At 60.5% G+C, this 19,592-nt stretch carries 18 protein-coding genes; 15 read left to right on the plus strand and 3 right to left on the minus strand.

Annotation, left to right across the window (positions count from 1 at the left end; translation table 11 throughout):
• Positions 1-48 precede the first annotated feature (48 nt).
• The gene (locus CFBP4996_RS07465) at positions 49-1,170 is read right to left on the minus strand and encodes an anhydro-N-acetylmuramic acid kinase (protein WP_080851670.1); all 1,122 of its coding nucleotides are present in this window, start codon (positions 1,168-1,170) and stop codon (positions 49-51) included.
• A 148-nt stretch (positions 1,171-1,318) separates the two neighbouring features.
• Between CFBP4996_RS07465 and tyrS the strand changes: the two genes are divergently transcribed.
• Positions 1,319-2,572 carry a tyrosine--tRNA ligase gene (gene tyrS, locus CFBP4996_RS07470; protein WP_080851668.1) on the plus strand — a complete coding sequence of 418 codons (1,254 nt, stop codon included), beginning with the start codon at positions 1,319-1,321 and terminating at the stop codon, positions 2,570-2,572.
• Between the two features lie 239 nt (positions 2,573-2,811).
• On the opposite strand, the gene CFBP4996_RS07475 is transcribed toward tyrS, so the two are convergent.
• Positions 2,812-6,195 carry a YhdP family protein gene (locus CFBP4996_RS07475; protein ID WP_080851666.1) on the minus strand — a complete coding sequence of 1,128 codons (3,384 nt, stop codon included), beginning with the start codon at positions 6,193-6,195 and terminating at the stop codon, positions 2,812-2,814.
• A 234-nt stretch (positions 6,196-6,429) separates the two neighbouring features.
• Here CFBP4996_RS07475 and CFBP4996_RS07480 point away from each other — a divergent pair, with 234 nt between their 5' ends.
• From CFBP4996_RS07480 to CFBP4996_RS07545, 14 genes are all read left to right on the plus strand, one after another.
• The gene (locus CFBP4996_RS07480; protein WP_080851664.1) at positions 6,430-6,897 is read left to right on the plus strand and encodes a peroxiredoxin; all 468 of its coding nucleotides are present in this window, start codon (positions 6,430-6,432) and stop codon (positions 6,895-6,897) included.
• 14 nt (positions 6,898-6,911) lie between these two features.
• Positions 6,912-7,736, plus strand: a complete 825-nt coding sequence (locus tag CFBP4996_RS07485) for a ferritin-like domain-containing protein (RefSeq protein ID WP_003522668.1) — start codon at positions 6,912-6,914, stop codon at positions 7,734-7,736.
• A 92-nt stretch (positions 7,737-7,828) separates the two neighbouring features.
• Entirely contained in the window at positions 7,829-9,127 is a 1,299-nt protein-coding gene (locus tag CFBP4996_RS07490) for a M23 family metallopeptidase (RefSeq protein WP_080851663.1), read from the plus strand.
• A 219-nt stretch (positions 9,128-9,346) separates the two neighbouring features.
• On the plus strand, positions 9,347-10,843 hold the full coding sequence (locus tag CFBP4996_RS07495) for a DEAD/DEAH box helicase (RefSeq protein WP_003520451.1): 1,497 nt from the start codon (positions 9,347-9,349) through the stop codon (positions 10,841-10,843).
• Between the two features lie 8 nt (positions 10,844-10,851).
• A complete protein-coding gene (locus tag CFBP4996_RS07500; RefSeq protein WP_080851662.1) occupies positions 10,852-11,277 on the plus strand; it encodes an NUDIX domain-containing protein in 426 nt (141 codons plus the stop codon).
• 773 nt (positions 11,278-12,050) lie between these two features.
• Positions 12,051-13,232 carry an ABC transporter substrate-binding protein gene (locus tag CFBP4996_RS07505; protein WP_162935855.1) on the plus strand — a complete coding sequence of 394 codons (1,182 nt, stop codon included), beginning with the start codon at positions 12,051-12,053 and terminating at the stop codon, positions 13,230-13,232.
• Positions 13,233-13,364: 132 nt separating this feature from the next.
• A complete protein-coding gene (rpe, locus tag CFBP4996_RS07510; RefSeq protein WP_003520447.1) occupies positions 13,365-14,042 on the plus strand; it encodes a ribulose-phosphate 3-epimerase in 678 nt (225 codons plus the stop codon).
• Between the two features lie 43 nt (positions 14,043-14,085).
• Positions 14,086-14,583 carry a hypothetical protein gene (locus tag CFBP4996_RS07515; RefSeq protein ID WP_080851660.1) on the plus strand — a complete coding sequence of 166 codons (498 nt, stop codon included), beginning with the start codon at positions 14,086-14,088 and terminating at the stop codon, positions 14,581-14,583.
• Between the two features lie 90 nt (positions 14,584-14,673).
• Positions 14,674-15,981: an adenylosuccinate lyase gene (purB, locus tag CFBP4996_RS07520; protein ID WP_020810926.1), complete on the plus strand. Its 1,308-nt coding sequence runs from the start codon at positions 14,674-14,676 to the stop codon at positions 15,979-15,981.
• A gap of 81 nt (positions 15,982-16,062) precedes the next feature.
• Positions 16,063-16,626: an alpha/beta hydrolase gene (locus CFBP4996_RS07525; RefSeq protein WP_080816746.1), complete on the plus strand. Its 564-nt coding sequence runs from the start codon at positions 16,063-16,065 to the stop codon at positions 16,624-16,626.
• 203 nt (positions 16,627-16,829) lie between these two features.
• Positions 16,830-17,594, plus strand: coding sequence for a phosphoribosylaminoimidazolesuccinocarboxamide synthase (gene purC / locus CFBP4996_RS07530; protein ID WP_003520440.1), 765 nt, complete (start codon positions 16,830-16,832; stop codon positions 17,592-17,594).
• Between the two features lie 55 nt (positions 17,595-17,649).
• Positions 17,650-17,892 (plus strand): phosphoribosylformylglycinamidine synthase subunit PurS, encoded by a 243-nt coding sequence (gene purS / locus CFBP4996_RS07535; RefSeq protein ID WP_003507918.1) that lies wholly within the window; start codon positions 17,650-17,652, stop codon positions 17,890-17,892.
• An 18-nt stretch (positions 17,893-17,910) separates the two neighbouring features.
• On the plus strand, positions 17,911-18,582 hold the full coding sequence (gene purQ / locus CFBP4996_RS07540; protein WP_003520438.1) for a phosphoribosylformylglycinamidine synthase subunit PurQ: 672 nt from the start codon (positions 17,911-17,913) through the stop codon (positions 18,580-18,582).
• Between the two features lie 77 nt (positions 18,583-18,659).
• A complete protein-coding gene (locus CFBP4996_RS07545) occupies positions 18,660-19,064 on the plus strand; it encodes a hypothetical protein (protein WP_080853139.1) in 405 nt (134 codons plus the stop codon).
• Between the two features lie 134 nt (positions 19,065-19,198).
• Here CFBP4996_RS07545 and CFBP4996_RS07550 read toward each other — a convergent pair whose 3' ends face one another.
• Entirely contained in the window at positions 19,199-19,504 is a 306-nt protein-coding gene (locus CFBP4996_RS07550; RefSeq protein WP_020810369.1) for a DUF1127 domain-containing protein, read from the minus strand.
• Positions 19,505-19,592: the final 88 nt, after the last annotated feature.

Below are 19,592 nucleotides of genomic sequence, written 5' to 3' on the forward strand. Positions count from 1 at the left end.
AGATGCCCGGCAGGGCAGAGGGGGGTAAACCCAGCCCGCCGTCGCCAATTACCCCCGCACCAAAACCCCACCCGTCACCGGCTCCTTCACCCCCGTCGTACCGGGATAGGTCAGCGGCAAACCCTTCAGCGAGCGCACGGCAAGATACGCCCAGGCCTCCGCCTCCATCGCCCCGCCATCGAAACCCGCCTCTTCCGCCGCGATCACCCGCGCTCCGGACTTCGCGGCAAGGTCTGCAAACTCCGCCATGATCACCGGATTGAGCCGCCCGCCGCCACAGACCACATAGGTCTTCGCCGCTTCGGGCAGATAGCTCGCCGACTTCAGAATCGCCGCCCCCGTCAGATGCGCCAGCGTCCGCGCCCCATCCGCCAGCGAGACTTCACCCTTTTTCGGCGGCACGAAATCGCTGCGGTCCAGCGACCGACGGATATTGGCTGAAAAAAACGGGCTTTCCATATAACGCGCCACCAGCGACGCGACGACGGTGCCGCCAGCCGCCGTCTTGCCGCCCTTGTCGAAGGCTTTCCCCGTATGCGCCTCGATCCACTGGTCGATCAGCATATTGCCCGGCCCGCTGTCGAAAGCCGCGAGCCGCCCCGCCTCACCGACATAGGTGAGATTGGAGATGCCGCCGATATTGACGAAGACGGCCGGCGTTTCGAACCCATCGGGCAGATTGGCGGAAAGCGCCATGTGATAGGCCGGGATCAGCGGTGCACCCTGCCCGCCATGGACCATATCGTTGGCCCGCATATCGTAAACCACATCGATGCCGGTTTCCTCAGCCAGCAGAGGCCCATCACCGATCTGCACGGTCAGCGCCTCATCCGGCCGGTGCAGCACCGTCTGACCATGAAAACCGATCACATCGATATCGCCGGGCTGGAGCCGGTGACGATCGAGAAAGGATTTGACCGCCACAGCATGGGCGAGCGTCAGCTTGCGCTCGGCCTCCGCCAGATCGCCGGGACGTTCACGCCGTTCCCGAATGGCTTTGGCCGTGACCAATGCCTTCTGCCAGATGGCGCGCAGGCCCGGATCATAGGGGAAATACCCACTCGGCCCGTGTCGCACCACGCTTTCGCCATCGGTGCGCAGAAGTGCTATATCGATGCCGTCCATCGATGTGCCGCTCATCAGCCCGATTGCCGTTTTGATCTCGCCCACCTGCCGCTCCCCTGCATTCTCGAATCATGATGATGTGAATCCCGATATTCATGGCCGAAACGGGTGCACATTTCAAAAAACAATGATAAAGCCGCGACGTTCATTGGTTCTCAATGACCGCAAAGATCAAACCAGAAAGTAAAAGGTTATGTCCAGGTTCAAGTCCGATTTCCTCCGCACGCTCGATGAGCGCGGCTTCATTCACCAGATCTCCGATGAGGCAGGTCTCGACGAACTGTTCGCCAAGGAAACCGTGACCGCCTATATCGGCTATGACCCGACGGCTTCGAGTTTGCATGTCGGCCACCTCACCCAGATCATGATGCTGCACTGGATGCAGAAGACCGGCCACCAGCCGATCTCGCTGATGGGCGGCGGCACCGGCATGGTCGGCGACCCCTCCTTCAAGGAAGAGGCCCGCAAGCTGATGACGATCGACATGATCGAGGACAACATCACCTCGCTCAAGCATGTCTTCGCCAATTACCTCGATTATGACCGCGCCAATAATCCGGCGCTGATGATCAACAATGCCGACTGGCTGCGCGGCCTCAACTACCTCGAATTCCTGCGCGATGTCGGCCGCCATTTCTCGGTCAACCGCATGCTGTCCTTCGACAGCGTAAAGACCCGCCTCGACCGCGAGCAGTCGCTGTCCTTCCTCGAATTCAACTACATGATCCTGCAGGCCTACGACTTCGTGGAGCTGAACCAGCGCACCGGTTGCCGCCTGCAGATGGGTGGCTCGGACCAGTGGGGCAACATCATCAATGGCATCGATCTCGGTCACCGCATGGGGACGCCGCAGCTCTACGCGCTGACCTCGCCGCTTCTGACCACCTCTTCGGGTGCGAAGATGGGCAAGTCGGCTTCCGGTGCCGTGTGGCTGAACAAGGACCTGCTGCCGGTCTATGATTTCTGGCAATACTGGCGCAACACGGAAGATGCGGACGTGGTTCGCTTCGCCAAGCTCTTCACCACCCTGCCGATGGACGAAATCGCCCGTATTGCCGCCCTTGGCGGATCGGAGATCAACGAGGCGAAGAAAATCCTCGCGACCGAAGTGACCGCCATCCTGCATGGCCGCGCTGCTGCGGAAGAAGCGGCCGAGACGGCGCGCAAGACTTTCGAAGAAGGTGCGCTCGCCGAAAACCTGCCCTCCATCGAGGTTCCGACATCCGAACTCGATGCCGGCCTCGGCGTTCTCTCGCTCATCGTCCGTGCCGGTCTCGCCGGCTCGAACGGCGAGGCCCGCCGCCACGTTCAGGGCGGTGCGGTGAAGATCAACGACGTCAGCGTTTCGGATGAGCGCCAGACGGTCGGTTCCGGTGAAATCACCGGCGACGGCGTCATCAAGCTGTCGGTCGGCAAGAAGAAGCACGTTCTGGTTCGCCCGGCGTAAGACTTACAAAAACATCGTGTCGAGGACTGCGAAAGCGGTCCTCGATGCGCCGATACCCCCACTTCCGTCATGCCGGACTAGATCCGGCATCCAGCCACGGCACGTCTGCGCCGTGAAAGGGCTCTCGCGCGATCAAGGACTTGATCGCACTGGACCCCGGATCAGGTCCGGGGTGACGGAGTGCGGGTGCACCCATTCTCGCCAAACAGCCGCTTGCGCCAAGCTTTGCGACGCTCCATTCACTGAAATTCGAAAATCTGCCGGAAGACGCCCGGCGCGATCAGCGACAGCGGATTGATCGTCAGCTTCGGCTGGTCCGTCTGGCCGGAGAGCTTGAAGGTGATGCCGAGCAAGCCCCGGTCGCGGCCATTGCCGAGGAAGATGCCGATGAAGGGCAGCTCGCCGAACAGCCGGTTCAGGCCATAGGCGGGCATGAAGGTGCCGGTCATATCCATACGGCCGCTCTGGTCCTTCAGAAGCCCCTGGAAGGTCGCGCCGATCTGCTCGCCGCGCACGACGCCGTTTTCCACCGCCACCGAACCGTTGACATAAACCAGCCGGGCAAAGCCGCGCTGGAATTTTTCCGAGCTGACATCGATATTGCGGCGCACCGCATTGTTGAGGCTCCTGCCGTCCTCGCCCGTCGGCGTGGCCACGATGTCCTGAAGCTTGGCTTCGTTGACGACGGCAAAATTGCGCAGGTCGAGCGATCCGCTCCAGTCGCTGCCATTGGAGGTCGTCAGCGCAAGGTTGAGAAGGCCGCCGCGAATACGGCTGTAGATATTGGCGAAACGGGCAAGCGAACCCGCATCGCTGCTGGTCAGCGTCACGGTTCCCGTCGCCCCGCGATTGACGGTCTGCGCCACCACCGCCTGGCCGTTGCCGGTGACGCCACGGAAATCGATGGAGCGGACCTTGCCGTCCCGCACACTGACATCGGAACTGACATTGGCAAGGATTTCATCGTTGAACCCATAGACCTTGTCGAATTGCGTCTTGATGGCAAGGGATGGCTGCGAACGCGACGTCCCGTCGCCGCTGCCGGAAGAGCTGCGAAGCTTTGAGAGGAAAGGCCTGACATCGGCGGATTTCCCCGATGCGTTGATGATATAGCCGTTCTTCGAAGCGGCGACCGAAACGGCGTAATTATCGGAGGGCGAAAGCTGCACGCGGCTGAGATCGGCTGAAATCAGCCCGTTCTTGCTGAAGGCGATATCGCCGGCAGCGCCGAAGCCATCACCATCGAGTGAAAAGTCGCTGATCGTCGTGCGCCCGTCTCCCATTTCCATAGTGAAGGTGGCGCTGGCGGGAATGCCGATACCCTTGCTCCAGCCAAGCCCCGGCAGAATGATCGACGCCTTGGTCAGATCGAGCCGGATATCCTGGCGTTTCGGGTCGGCGCCGTCGATTTCAATCGCCGTCGTGCCGCCGAGGACCGTGGAAAGTTCCGGAGCGAGCTTGGCAACCTGAGTTTCGTTCAGGCTTGCCTTCAACGACAGCGTCGGTGCGATATCGCTGTTCTTGCGCACCGGCTCCGTCATCACGATGTCCATCGGCACGTCGTCCACGCGGCCCCTGCCCTCCAGTTTGAGCTGGCGGTCGTCCAGCGTCATGAAACCGTCGAGCGCAGTCACCTTGTGGCCCGCAAAGGGTTTGGTCAGCGACAGGTTCTTCAGATCGAGATCGGCCGTCCACACCGGCGGAGGCGGGTTGTGGCTGGAAAGCAGGCCAACGGTCAGGTTGGCATGGGCTTTGACATCGCCGGTGAAATCCTCGGGCTTGAACTGCGTATCCTTGAGCGCATTGATGGGTTTGAGCGCCGCAAGCTCGGCCACGGCATCGGCCGAGCCCGAAACGTTCAGTTCGAGATTTCCGAGCAGCGGCTTGTCGTAAACAGCGGAAATGAGAAAACGGCTGTTCTCCAGCGCGAGCGACCGGTTCGACGGGAAATAGGATGTCCCCCGCTTGATATCGACGGCCATCTTGCCGCCGACGAGATCGAAATGCGCATCGACATCGCGCAACGGCGGAATGTCGCCGGTGGTATTGAGACGCGTATCGTCAATATCGAAACGGATCTGCATTTCGCTTTCGCCGAGCACCAGCGGGCAGCCGGGGCCGCACATCCGTCCCTGCGGGATGAAGATCGCGATTGAACCATTGGTGACGGTGCCGCCGTAGAGATTGGACACCACCCAGTCACGCGGCTTATGCGCCATCCAGAACGGCCAGAGCTGCTTGACCGCCGTGGCCTCCATCTTCGGAATCTGCCCGCCGAAGCTGATTTCCGGCGACCCCTGGCCGAACCGGATTTTCAGCGATCCCGCCATATCTCCAAGCGGGCCTGTCACATAAAGCGAGGGAACGTCGAGCTGCTTCGTTGCCGCCGTAAAATGCCCGTCCGCCTTCAGGCTGAAAGGAACCGGGGCCTCGCCCGAAGCTTCGGACGAAGCAACGGCGTTGTCGATCCGCAGCGAAAGGCCGAAACCGTCTTCGGTATCGCTGATTTCACCGGCGACCGGAAGAATTGTCCGCCCGAGCTCCAGCCGCGAATTGTCGATGACAAGGGTGCTCTTGGCAAAGTCATAACGCGCATGGACGTTGCCAGCCGTAAAGGTCTGGGACTCACCGCCGATCATCAGCGTTCCATTGCCGAGGCCGAGCGAAATCTCCAGCCGTGGCTCCTGCCCTTTCATGGCGCGCCGAGCGACAATATTGATACCCGTCTTGACGTTCAGGCCTTCATGGAGATTCCCGTCGGGATCGTATTTCTCAAGAAACGGGCCGATATCGAAACCGTCGATGCGGGCTTCAAAACCGTCTATCCGGCCACCCGATCCCGAAGTCTGCAACGACACGCTGGCAATTTCACCGTTAAACAGCGTTTCTCCATCGAGCGAATATCCGCCCTCTTGATCGGGCGTCAGCGACAATTCGCGCACTTCGACGGTGCGCGGCTTGCCCAACTCTCCGGGCGGCAGGTGAACCGAAACGCTGGAAATATCGATTTCCTCGGTTCCGCTGCTCAGAAAAGCCTGAGCGAGCTTGTCGAGCTGCCCGAAGGCCTCCTGCAATTGCTGCGGCACGGCGTCGAGCTTGACGCTGGCGAGATCGAACCCGTTACCCTTGGGCAAAAGCGCCGTATCGAGCTCCATCCCATCGGCCTCGAGGCTCTCCACCGAGACGCGGCCGGTAAGAAGCGCAAGCGGATCAAGCGCCATGCCGATTGCCCGCGCCCGGCTCATATGCTGGCCGGATTCCTTCTCGATGATATCCACGTCCTCCGCCACCAGCGCAAGGCGCAGCCCGGTGGAAAACCTGATCGCCGAGGAACCGATCCGCGCGCTGTAATGGGGGCCGAGCGCCCTTTCCAGCGCCTGCTGCGCCTGGCTGGAAAGCGTCGCATCGATCGATCCGGTCTCGACGGAAAGAATGATGCCGCCGATGGACAGGAAGGCCAGCACGAAAAGCGCTGCGAAAATCTTGATGAAGGCGCGCACCATGGAGCGCGGCGCCGGGCAATGCACGATGATGGGATCTTCGGCCTGCGCCGAAGGAAGATCGTGCAGCGCAATTATATCGCGTCTGCCGAACTTGACCTTTTCACCCCTTACTTCAGCCATACGCCCGTGTTTGCCCCTGAATAGCTTTTGTTTCGCCGCAACACCGGAGCGGATGGCGAAAAGTGTAAGCGGTTTTCGTCCGGAATGCCGCTCTAATTCTTTAATCCAGATCACGATTGAGATTTAAGGTCGAAACCATCTGAAATCTCAATCGTGATCTGGACGACGCGCGGTTTCGCTATATATCGAATGTGGCGACTTTCCCTCAACATCCCGGCGAAAGAAAGGTAGATTATGACAGACTTGACGATTGGCGGCCCGGCTCCCGATTTTACTTTGCCCCGCAACGGTGAAGGGACGGTGACATTGTCCAAACTGCAAGGCAAGGCCGTCATCCTCTATTTCTACCCGAAGGACGATACTTCCGGCTGCACCGCAGAAGCCATCGACTTCAGCGCGCTGGGCGGCGAATTCGAGGCAGCCAACGCCGTCGTCATCGGCATTTCGCCCGACAGCGTCAAAAGCCACGACAAGTTTGCGACAAAACATTCCCTTTCCGTCATGCTCGCTTCCGACGAGGAGAGGAAGGTTCTGGAAGCCTATGGCGTCTGGAAGGAAAAAAGCATGTATGGGAAAAAATACATGGGCGTCGAACGCACGACCGTCCTCGTTGCCCCGGATGGAAAAATCGCGGAAATCTGGAACAAGGTGAAGGTCGCGGGCCATGCCCAGGCCGTTCTCGAGGCTGTGAAGAAGCTCTGAGGGACCAACCCGTCGTGACGCCCCCGTTCAAAATCATCTCGCTGCGAGGCGGCGCGACGGATGCCATCGTGAGCGCCGATCTCGACAGAAAGACCGCACTCGCGCAGGAAACGGCGACACGCTGGTTCGAGCGCCGACTGTCGCTGCGCTCGCCGCTCGACCCGCCGCTGCCTGAGCGGCCGGGCAGGCCCGAGAAGCCGGAACTCGTGCCGCCGACCGCCGTGGAACGCCGCTCCCTTCACAGCATCAAGGGCCGCATCGCGCTGCTGCACGCCATAGCCCATATCGAACTCAACGCCGTCGATCTCGCGCTCGATATCGTCGCCCGTTATGCCAGCGAGCCGGTACCGCATTCCTTTTTCGACGGCTGGATGCAGGTCGCCTTCGAGGAGGCGAAACATTTCCGGCTGGTGCGGGACAGGCTGAGAAGCCTCGGCGCCGACTATGGCGATCTGCCGGCCCATGACGGGCTCTGGCAGGCCGCGCATTCCACTCGCAACGATCTCACCGCACGGCTCGCCGTCGTGCCGCTCATCCTGGAAGCGCGCGGACTGGACGTCACCCCTTCCCTGCAGGCGAAGATGCGTGAGACGGGCGATCTCGAAAGCGCTGCCGTTCTCGATGTCATCTATAATGACGAAAAGGGCCATGTCGCCATCGGCGCGAAATGGTTCCGGTTCCTGTGCGCGCGTGAAAAGAAGGACCCGGCCGCGACCTTCAGGCAGCTGGTGCGCGCCAATTTCCGCGGCCCTTTGAAACCGCCCTTCAACGACATTGCCCGCGCCGAAGCCGGCCTGACGCCCTCCTTTTATCGCTCGCTCACATCCGTCAGCCAATAGCCGACACCGCCGAAAGGCCTCTCCGGCAAAACTTCGTTAACCTTAACGAATTATGATTTCCCTTAAGAAATCGGCCAGTCCGGAGAGAGATTGTGACTGATACGGCGGAAAACCGGGTATTCGGCAAAAAGCGTGAGCCGCACGTGCTCATTCTCGCGCGCGGCGACAGGGTGCGGCACATGACCATCCGTCCGTGGATGGCGGCGCTTGCCGGCTGCACGATCGGCCTGTTTTCGCTCGGCTATCTCGGAGCCACAGGCTATCTCATTTTGCGTGACGACCTGATCGGCGCGACCATGGCCCGCCAGACCCGCATGCAGAACGACTATGAAGACCGCATCGCAGCGCTGAGAGCCCAGGTGGACCGCGTCACTTCCCGGCAGTTGCTCGATCAGCAGGTCGTTGAAAAGAAAGTGGAAAAGCTGCTGGAACAGCAGGCGGCACTGACCTCGCGGCACGGCCGCATGAGCGAATTGCTGGAGCGCGCCGAGAACTCCGGCATCGCCGCCTCCCCGGCCGCGCCCTCGTCTCTTTCGAACGCCATGGCGCCGGAAAAACGCGCTGACCTCTCCGGCGGCCTTTCGGCCATTGAAAAGCTGATGACGCCACGCAAGCCGCAGGCGGAAAAGCCCGCCACATCGGACAGACGCGCCGCCTATGTATCCGAAGCCGGCGAAACGCCATCCGACCGGGCCGACCGGGTGTTTTCCAAGGTGACACTGTCGCTGAAGGATATCGAACGCCAGCAGATATCGCGCATCGCCAGACTGACCAGCGACGCCGAGGACAAGGCGAATGCGATGCAGGACATCATCCGGCAGGCGGGCCTGAAAATCGAAGAGAACGGCAATGACGACATAGGCGGCCCCTATGCCGATCCCGAGCGCGGTGACACCGATCCTTTCAACCTGTCGCTCACCAATCTCGACAATGCGCTGAACCGGCTCGACATCGTCAAGGAAACCGCGACCAACCTGCCCTTCGGCAACCCGGCCCCCGGCCGGGCGATCACCAGCCGATTCGGCAACCGGATGGATCCGTTTCTCGGCCGCCCGGCGCTGCATACCGGCATCGATTTTCGCGCCGAAACCGGTGCCGACGTCAAATCCACCGGCGCGGGCAAGGTGACGGTGGCGGAAAATTCCGGCGGCTACGGCAATATGGTCGAGATCGATCACGGCCAGGGCGTCTCGACGCGATTCGGCCATCTCTCCGCCATTCTGGTGAAAGCCGGCGACAGGGTCGAGGCCGGTGACGTCATCGGCCGCGCCGGCAGCACCGGTCGCTCCACCGGTCCGCATGTGCATTACGAGGTGCGCCGCAACGATACGCCGGTCGATCCGATGCGGTTCCTGATCGCCGGAACGGAACTCAAAACCTATTTAAAATAGCAGCCCGATTTTAATGCTTTTTTTGCGCTTTTTACGATAAATCGCTGAAATCTGCACCAAAGGCCCAGAAGCCCCGCCCGAACCCCGCTGTTTCGCGCGCTTTTCCCGTTGTTTCCTTGACTTTCCGGCAATTTGGGCATATCCCCGCGCCAAGTCTTTGCAAGTGCCGTCGCGGCACGCAGGTGTTCTTACCGAACCAGAACGGAAAAAGTTCTTCCTTTGACAACATTCTCTGATCTTGGCCTGAGCCAAAAAGTTCTTTCCGCTATTGCAGATGCCGGCTACACGACGCCGACACCCATTCAGGCTGGCGCCATTCCGCCGGCGCTGGAAAAGCGTGATATCTGCGGTATCGCACAGACCGGCACGGGCAAAACCGCGTCCTTCGTTCTGCCGATGCTCACCCTGCTCGAGAAGGGCCGCGCCCGCGCCAGAATGCCGCGCACGCTGATCCTCGAGCCGACCCGTGAGCTGGCAGCGCAGGTGGCGGAGAACTTCGAGAAATACGGCAAGAATCACAAGCTGAACGTCGCGCTCCTCATCGGCGGCGTTTCCTTCGAAGACCAGGACCGCAAGCTTGAGCGCGGCGCCGATGTGCTGATCTGCACCCCCGGCCGCCTTCTCGACCATTGCGAGCGCGGCAAGCTTTTGATGACCGGCGTGGAAATCCTCGTCATCGACGAAGCCGACCGTATGCTGGATATGGGCTTCATTCCCGATATCGAGCGCATCGCCAAGATGATCCCGTTTACCCGGCAGACGCTGTTCTTCTCGGCCACCATGCCGCCTGAAATCCAGAAGCTGGCCGACCGGTTCCTGCAGAACCCCGTCCGTGTCGAGGTCGCCAAGCCCTCCTCCACGGCAAAGACCGTTGCCCAGCGCATCGTCGCCGCGCACAACAAGGACTATGAAAAGCGCGCCGTGCTGCGCGATCTCGTCCGCGCCGAAGAAGCCGAACTGAAGAACGCCATCATCTTCTGCAACCGCAAGAAGGATGTGGCCGACCTGTTCCGCTCGCTTGACCGTCACGGTTTTTCCGTCGGCGCGCTGCATGGCGATATGGACCAGCGTTCGCGCACCACGATGCTGCAGAACTTCAAGGACGGCAATCTGAAGCTGCTCGTCGCCTCCGATGTTGCCGCACGCGGCCTGGACATCCCCGATGTCAGCCACGTCTTCAACTTCGACATTCCCATTCATTCGGAAGACTATGTCCACCGCATCGGCCGTACCGGTCGTGCCGGCCGCTCGGGCAAGGCTTTCACCATCGTCACCAGGAGCGACACGAAGTATCTCGACGCGATCGAAAAGCTGATCGGCGAAAAGATCGAGTGGCAGAACGGTGACCTCTCCACCCTTCCCGCGCCGATGGAAAGCTTTGAAAGCAATTCCGGCCGCCGGGGCAAGGAACGGGGCGGCAGGGGCCGCGACCGCAACCGTCGCGACGCAGCGCCGGTCGAAAACATCAATCAGGGTGCACAATCCGCTGCGGATACGGACATCGCGGCTCATGGAGACGACAAGGTGAAAGCAGAACGCAAGCAGGAAAAGACCCCGCGCAATTCCGACCGCAACAGCCGCAATCCGCTGCACGCCAATGACGACAACCGCGACCGCCGCCGCCATTATCGCGACCATGACGATGGCCCGACACCGGTTGGTTTCGGCGACGACATCCCCGCCTTCATGCTGATCGTGGCCAACGCCAAGGCCTGACCGCGGGAATGGACAGCATGACGCCGACCGCCAGGCCAGGTCTCGATTTTCCGGGTGTCGGCGTCGGCCTCGCCATCATGCGTGATGGCCGCGTGCTTTTATGCCGGCGCCTGAAGGCGCCGGAAGCCGGATACTGGAGCATTCCGGGCGGCAAGGTCGATCACCTTGAAACTTCCCTCGCCGCAGCGCGCCGCGAGGCCGAAGAAGAAACCGGGCTCAAGATCGGCGACGTCGAATTCCTCTGCCATAGCGAATTCATCGATACGGAAGATCGTCACCACTGGGTTTCGCTGATCTTCGTCACCCGCGATGCGCAGGGTGAGCCGGCACTGACCGAACCCGACAAGCTTTCCGCCATCGGCTGGTTCGATCCGGATAAGCTTCCCGAACCCATCTCCGCCTTTGCCAGAGACGCCCTGGCCGCCCTGAAATAAAGCCGCACAGGCGGCCGACCGAACTCGCTCGCGGGCGATAATGGCCGTCAACGGGGCATTTTCAAGCAGCCATGTTGATCTGTACCTCGGAGCCGGCTTCGCCCTCTCCGCGCGATATCTTTTCCATAAATTCGAAAATGAAAGAACGTCTTTGCGCAGGGCTTTTCTAATTCAATTTTAAATTGCTTAAATTAGCTTCATATAAAAAACCGCCCCAGTTTCCCGAAGCGGTTTATACGTAATGAAAAAAATAGAATATGAAATGCAATATAGTCTGGCAGTGCTTATAATCGGAACACTTTCCGAGGCCTGTTACAGCCAATTTCAGTCGTCCCCTGAAACAGTTACATCTAAGCTAATCATTTACTTTCCGTCAAGCAAATCTTCTCGCAAATGCGAAAAAAACATGGCGGAAAAGAGGTGAATGATGGGAAGGTTTATATATTTACGTTATATATCAATAAATTACAAATATGAAAATAAAATGTGCATCTTTTTGTGCTGCACTTTAAAAAGCAGAATCGCGGGCCGGCTTTTTCTAAACTGTGCTTATACGCGCCACATGTAATGGATTTATGAAGTAACGCCCGCCGCGACAATGATGTGAAATACTTCCCCACCCATCCGGCGCAGGAGCGAATTGCTCGTCGGCAAAAATAATCCTTCAATAAAAACATGGTGCGCAATTATATCGGACAGCAACAACTACAAGCTGCGACGACGACCTGCCCTCTCGAATCGGACAACTTCAGAGCAAATCCGCCGTCCCGCGGATGGCGATATGCGAATATGATGGAACATCGGCGATTTTTCCTTTGGAAAACCGGTTGTTGCCGATAAACATCAAGCCGGGACAACAGGATTTCTATCACGTCATGCTTTCACTTCGCCTGCTAACGATCATCGCCGGTTTTGCCCTCGCGGGCTCAGCAAGCGCGGCATCGATTGGCATCGTTGCGCCCCAGAGCGGTCCTTACGAACTTCTGGGGCAGCAGGTACGGCAGGGTGCGAAGGCGGCGGCGGCAAAGCTCGGGCTGGATGTGGTCGAAATCCATGAAAGCTGCGAAGATGGCAGCGGCGGCGCGATAGCCGATGGCCTCGTGGCCGCCAAGGTCAGCGCCGCAATCGGTTTCTTGTGCACCGAAACGCTTCAGGATGTTCTGCCGCCGCTGAAAGCGGCCGCCATTCCCGCCATCACGCTTTCCAGCCGCGCGCCGATTCTGATGGAAGACGCGCTGAAATACGGCTGGCCGCTCTTTCGCCTCGCCCCGTCCGACAGGGCCGAATCGGACAGGATCGCGGAGATCATCCTGCGCGACTGGAAGGGACATTCCATCGGACTTGTGGATGACGGCACGATCTACAGCCGCGAGCTGGTCGACCGCATCCGCTCGTCGCTTGAGGAAAACGGCCTGAAGCCCACCCTTGCCGATACGATGCGTCCCAACCAGGAACAGCAGGTGGCGCTGGCGCGCCGGCTGGCGCGCACCGGCATTTCCCATGTTTTCGTCGGCGCGGAGCGCAATGACGTCGCCATCATCGCCAGAGATGCCGGGTCGGAGAACATTCCCCTCACCGTCATGGGCGGCGATGCCATGAATGCGGCCAACAATCCGGTCCCTTTGGCCGCGAATGTGCTGGCGGTCACCCGCCCGGCCTATGATACCCTGCCATCGGCCCAGGCGGTTGCCGGCGAACTGCGCGGCGCCGGCATCGAGCCGGAAGGTTACGTCCTGCCGGCCTATGCGGCTGCGGAACTTACCGCCGCCCTTGCGGAAGCCACGCAGGCGCAGTCGAAACCCGCGCCGGAGATACTGGCGGGCGGCACCCTTTTCAAAACCGTGCTCGGCGATCTCGGCTTCAGCCCGTCGCATGACCTTTCGGACAATCCCTATCGCCTGCAGCGATGGAACGGCCAGCGCTTCGAACCGGCAGACAAGGCCGAAAGACAATAGGCGAAACCCGCGCCGCCGAAAATTCGAGGGAACGCAGCTGAAAACCGCCGGCAACCGCGCCGCCAGCCGTTTCAAACCCCGATACTTGGTGTTAAAGGCAGCTTACGCAACGCGTCGAGAGGAGTTTGCCCCATGTCCCTGCCCATCCGCATAGCCCCGTCCATTCTGGCTGCCGATTTCGCCAAGCTCGGACAGGAAGTCGCCGATGTCACGGAAGCGGGCGCGGACTGGATTCATCTTGACGTGATGGATGGCCATTTCGTCCCCAACATCTCCTTCGGGCCGGATGTCATCAAGGCGCTGCGGCCGCACAGCATGGCCTTCTTCGACTGCCATCTGATGATCGCACCCGTCGACCCCTATCTCGAAGCCTTCGCCAAGGCGGGCTGCGACAGCATCACCGTGCATGCCGAAGCCGGGCCTCACCTGCACCGCTCGCTGCAGACGATCCGCGGGCTCGGCAGAAAGGCCGGCGTGACGCTCAACCCCGCAACACCGCTTTCGGTCATCGAAAACGTGCTTGACGATGTCGATCTGGTCCTGATCATGAGCGTCAATCCCGGCTTTGGCGGGCAGAAGTTCATTCCGGCCATGCTGGACAAGATCCGCGCGGCAAAGGCCATGATCGGCGACCGGCCGATAGAACTCGAAGTGGATGGCGGCGTGACGGCGGAAACCGCAGGCGCGATCGTTGCCGCCGGTGCGAATGCGCTGGTGGCCGGCTCGGCCATCTTCAAGGGCGACGGCGTTGCCGACTACCGCAAGACGGTCGCGCAACTGCGCCACGCAGCGGAAGCCGCGCGGACATAATCGCCGCCGCCGAAGGGGCACGGCAAGGCGTTGGGGGATCGGCATGGAAAGCGACAGGCGGGGTTTCCGTGACACGGCTTCGGCAGCGCTGTTTCCGCTGTTCGGCGCGCTTGTCTGGGCCGTCTGTTCCAGCGCCGCCGCCGCCATCGGCCTCTATGTCAGGAACCGGCTGGAAACCGACCATGCCACCGACATCATCATGCTTTTCTTCGCGGGCGGCCTTTTCGGTTGGCTGCTGGCCATGGCGGCGCTGCACTTCCTCCCTGCTTCCGCCGCCCTGCCGCTGCGTTTTGCGGCGGCCTGTCTTGCCATCGCTTTTTTCACGCTGGCAGTTGCGGCGGCGTTTTTCGCTTTCGAATACCGTATTTTCTATGCGCAATGGCACGCGCCGGCATTCTCCCGCATCTGGTTTTTCCAGCAGCTCTTCACATCGCTCGGCGCGATTTACCAGTTCTGCATTCTCGGTCTTGGCTTATATTTTCCCTTTGCCATCGTTCCGCTCCTGCCTGCGGGCGCAATCCTCTGCCGACGTGCACAATGAGCAACAGAGGCATGTAGCTTGATAGATTGAGATTACCGGAACACTTTGCTAAACGGGCAGCAAAATTCCTCCACAAAGAAAGTCATTGCCATGATCCCTCGTTACTCCCGGCCGGAAATGGTCGCCATCTGGTCGCCGGAAACAAAGTTCCGCATCTGGTTCGAGATCGAGGCATATGCCTGTGACGCGCTTGCCGAACTCGGCGTTATCCCGAAGTCCGCTGCCCAGACGATCTGGGAAAAGGGCGGCAGCGCCACCTTCGACGTCGCCCGCATCGATGAGATCGAGGCCGTCACCAAGCATGACGTCATCGCCTTCCTCACCCATCTTGCCGAATTTGTCGGTCCCGACAGCCGTTTCGTGCATCAGGGCATGACCTCGTCGGACGTGCTCGATACCACGCTCAACATCCAGCTCGTGCGCGCCGCCGATCTGCTGCTCGCCGATATGGACCGGGTGCTGGCGGCGCTGAAGACCCGCGCCTTCGAACACAAGAACACGGTGCGCATCGGCCGTAGCCACGGCATCCACGCCGAGCCGACCACCATGGGCCTGACCTTCGCCCGCTTCTATGCCGAGATGCACCGCAACCGCGAGCGCCTCGTCAATGCCCGTGCGGAAATCGCCACGGGCGCGATCTCCGGCGCCGTCGGCACCTTCGCCAATATCGACCCGCGCGTTGAAGAACATGTCTGTGCCAAGCTCGGTCTCATCCCCGAGCCGGTCTCCACGCAGGTCATCCCGCGCGACCGCCACGCCATGTTCTTCGCAACCCTCGGCGTCATCGCCTCGTCGATCGAAAACGTCGCCATCGAAATCCGCCACATGCAGCGCACCGAGGTTCTGGAAGCGGAAGAGTTCTTCTCGCCGGGCCAGAAGGGCTCGTCCGCCATGCCGCACAAGCGCAACCCGGTTCTGACCGAAAACCTGACCGGCCTTGCCCGTCTTGTGCGCATGTCCGTCGTCCCGGCAATGGAAAACGTTGCCCTCTGGCACGAGCGCGATATCAGCCACTCCTCCGTCGAGCGCGCCATCGGCCCCGACACCACTGTCACTCTCGATTTCGCGCTGAACCGCCTGGCCGGCGTCATCGAGAAGCTGGTAATCTATCCGGACAACATGCTGAAGAACATGAACAAGTTCCGCGGCCTCGTGCATTCGCAGCGCGTTCTCCTGGCGCTGACGCAGGCCGGCGTATCGCGTGAAGACGCTTACCGTCTGGTACAGCGCAACGCCATGAAGGTCTGGGAACAGGGCGCCGATTTCCTTGAAGAACTGCTGGGCGACGAGGAAGTGCGCGCCGCCCTTCCCGAAGAGGTGATCCGCGAAAAGTTCGACCTCGGCTACCACACCAAGCATGTCGACACGATCTTCACCCGCGTCTTCGGCAACGCCTGAGACTTGAGCCGAGTTTGAGACCTTGAAGTTAATGCCGCCGCGACCTTGATCGCGGCGGCATCACAACACAGATATGGGCGCATGAAAGTTTCAGAAGCAGATATCCTGATCGTCCCCGGTTATACCAATTCCGGCCCCGACCACTGGCAGAGCCGCTGGGAGCGCAAGCTTTCCACCGCCCGCCGCGTCGAGCAGGCCGAATGGTCCAAACCCGTGAAGGAAGACTGGGTCGCCCGGCTGGTGGAAGAGGTCAATGCCTCCACCAGACCCATCGTCCTCGTCGCCCATTCGCTCGGTGTGCCGACCGTCATCCATGCCCTGCCGGAAATCGGCAAGAAAGTGTCCGGCGCGCTGCTCGTCGCGCCGCCCGATGTCGCCAATCCCGATATCCGGCCGAAGCACCTGATGACGTTCGGGCCTTACCCGCGCGATCCGCTGCCTTTCCCGGCGATCACCATCGCCAGCCGCAACGATCCTTTCGGCTCCTATGAACATGCCGATGACATTGCCGCCGCCTGGGGCTCGCTTTTGATCGACGCCGGCATGTCCGGCCATATCAACACCGAGTCGGGCCATGGTCCGTGGCCGGAAGGCGGTATGGTCTTCGCGCAGTTTTTGAGCCGGCTGAAGGCTGTCGAGCCCTGACGGCGCCGGCGCTGCGGACCGCCTCCGCTTCGATCGGCCCCGGAAGCCTAATTTCAGGGCGCAGCCGTTTCCCCGGCCTGTCACAAGAATTGAAGGGAAATATGCGAGCCGCATTGTAGAATGCACTCTTTTCCTTTATGGGACCGCTTCAAAGACCAAACGCAACGCCACCAGAATCGGCGTCAACCAAGAGACCTGCAATTATGAACCGTCGCCGCCGTATTTACGAAGGCAAGGCCAAGATCCTCTACGAGGGTCCGGAGCCAGGCACGCTTATCCAGTTCTTCAAGGACGATGCGACCGCCTTCAACAAGAAGAAGCATGAAGTCATTGACGGCAAGGGCGTGCTGAACAACCGTATCTGCGAATACGTCTTCACGCATCTGAACAAGATCGGCATTCCCACGCACTTCATCCGCCGCCTCAACATGCGCGAGCAGTTGATCAAGGAAGTGGAGATGATCCCGCTCGAAGTCGTCGTGCGCAATGTCGCTGCCGGCTCGCTGTCGAAGCGCCTCGGCATCGAGGAAGGCGTGGTTCTGCCGCGCTCCATCATCGAGTTCTATTACAAGTCGGATGAGCTCGAGGACCCGATGGTCTCCGAAGAGCACATCACGGCTTTCGGCTGGGCTAACCCCGCCGAGCTCGACGACATCATGGCGCTCGCCATCCGCGTCAACGACTTCCTCTCCGGCCTGTTCCTCGGCGTCGGCATCCAGCTCGTCGATTTCAAGATCGAATGCGGCCGCCTTTTCGAAGGCGACATGATGCGCATCATCCTCGCCGACGAGATTTCGCCCGATAGCTGCCGCCTGTGGGACATCGAGACCCAGAAAAAGATGGACAAGGACCTGTTCCGCCGCGACATGGGCGGGCTTCTCGAAGCCTATTCCGAAGTCGCGCGCCGTCTCGGCATCATCAATGAAAACGAACCGATCCGCGGCACCGGTCCAGTCCTGGTAAAGTAATATCGGCCTCGTGAAGTAATATTGGCCTAACAAGGTAAAATCAGGAGAAGATCAGGTGATCAAGGCACGGGTGACTGTTACGCTGAAGAACGGCGTTCTCGATCCGCAGGGCAAGGCAATCGAAGGCGCGCTCGGCAGCCTCGGTTTCGGTGGCGTCGGCCATGTCCGTCAGGGCAAGGTCTTCGACCTGGAGCTGGAAGGCGCCGACAAGGCCAAGGCCGAGACCGACCTGAAGGCAATGTGCGAAAAGCTTCTGGCCAATACGGTCATCGAAAACTACGCCATCGCCATCCTCTGAAGCCCAGGAGCCGCTCCGATGAAATCCGCTGTCGTCCAACTTCCCGGCCTCAACCGCGACCGCGACATGATCGCGGCGCTGACGAAAATCTCCGGAAGCGCGCCCGTCACCATCTGGCAGACGGAAACGGATATTCCCGACGTCGACCTGATCGTCATCCCGGGCGGCTTCTCCTATGGTGACTATCTGCGTTGCGGCGCCATCGCCGCGCGTATGCCGGTAATGCAGGCCATTCGCGAAAAGGCCGAAAAGGGCGTCAAGGTTCTCGGCGTTTGCAACGGCTTCCAGATTCTGGTCGAGGCGGGCATGCTGCCGGGCGCGCTGATGCGCAACGCCTCGCTGAAATTCGTCTGCCGTGAAGTGAAGCTCGAAGTCGCCAACAACGACACGGATTTCACCCGCGCTTACGACAAGGGCCAGATTCTGCGCTGCCCCGTCGCCCATCACGACGGCAACTACTTCGTCGAAGCCGACGAGCTGAAGGCGATGGAAGACAACGGCCAGGTGGTGTTCCGTTATGCCGACGGCACCAACCCCAACGGGTCGCTGAACGACATCGCCGGCGTCATCAACGCCAGGGGCAATGTCCTCGGCATGATGCCGCATCCGGAAAACCTGATCGAAGCCGCCCATGGCGGCAATGACGGTCGCGGCCTCTTCGCTTCGGCGCTCGGCGTCGTCGCAGCTTGATAGACCGGGCGGGCTTCGAGCCCGCCTTTTTTGATGCCGGTTTCGGCGCCTTCTCGGCCTCTTTTCTGGATGACCTGATGCCCCGTCTTCTTCGACACAATGCCTACAAGGCCGCCGGACTGATCCTCGCGGCGGCGGCGCTTGCCGCCTGCCAGCCGAAACCGCAGCCTTCCTCCTCCTTCTCCCGCGCGGCCCTGCCGACCATGGAACGGATCGCGCTTGGCGCGAATGCCTGCTGGTTCAAATCGGGCGACGCGGCGTTCAAGGCCTATCGTCTGGCGCCGGAACTCAACTCCTTCTCCGGCCGTCCGCGCATCCTGCTCGTGCCGCGCAACAGCCCGGAATCGCGCCCCATGCTGGTGGTTCAGGCAGAAGGCAACCCGGCAAAACTCGATGCTTTCGGCCCCGTGATGAACGAAGCCCTTTCCGGCCGCATCGCAACCGACGTCAAGCGCTGGGCGAATGGTGGCAAGGGCTGCTGATCGACAGGCACCGGCACCCCGTGAGAACGCGGTCGGCATAAAAAAACCCGCCAGCGCCGGTTGGGATTGGCGTGGCGGGTTGCCGAATGGCTGCTTGGCGCCGGGGAAAGAAGGCGCCGCTCTCCGACAAAAAATCAAAGCGGCCGCGGCGGCCAGGAAAACAGCCGGGATTTCGCCGCCTCCTTCAAGGCTTCATCCCGCGTAACGCCGATATCGTCCAGCAGATCGTCCGAAAGTTCCCGCAGGGCAAAACGTCCCTGACGTTTCCGCTGCCATGAGGATACGCCCGCAATCAGGCGACCAATAAGCGTGCGGGCGATCTTGGCCGGAAAGGGCGCCGGTGCGACCATGTCGCCGGCATCGCGGAACACGCGTTCCCGTTCGTAGCCATCAGGATAGAGTGTATCCGCTGTCGAAAGGTATTGATCCATCTTGCGCATATTGCACCTATTGTCTCCGTGCGTTTAGCCTCATTCAATGCAGACAATAAATACAATTGACTTGGGCATGGATACAATGCATAAATTG

Source organism: Agrobacterium leguminum (assembly GCF_005144435.2).
GTDB lineage: Bacteria > Pseudomonadota > Alphaproteobacteria > Rhizobiales > Rhizobiaceae > Agrobacterium > Agrobacterium leguminum.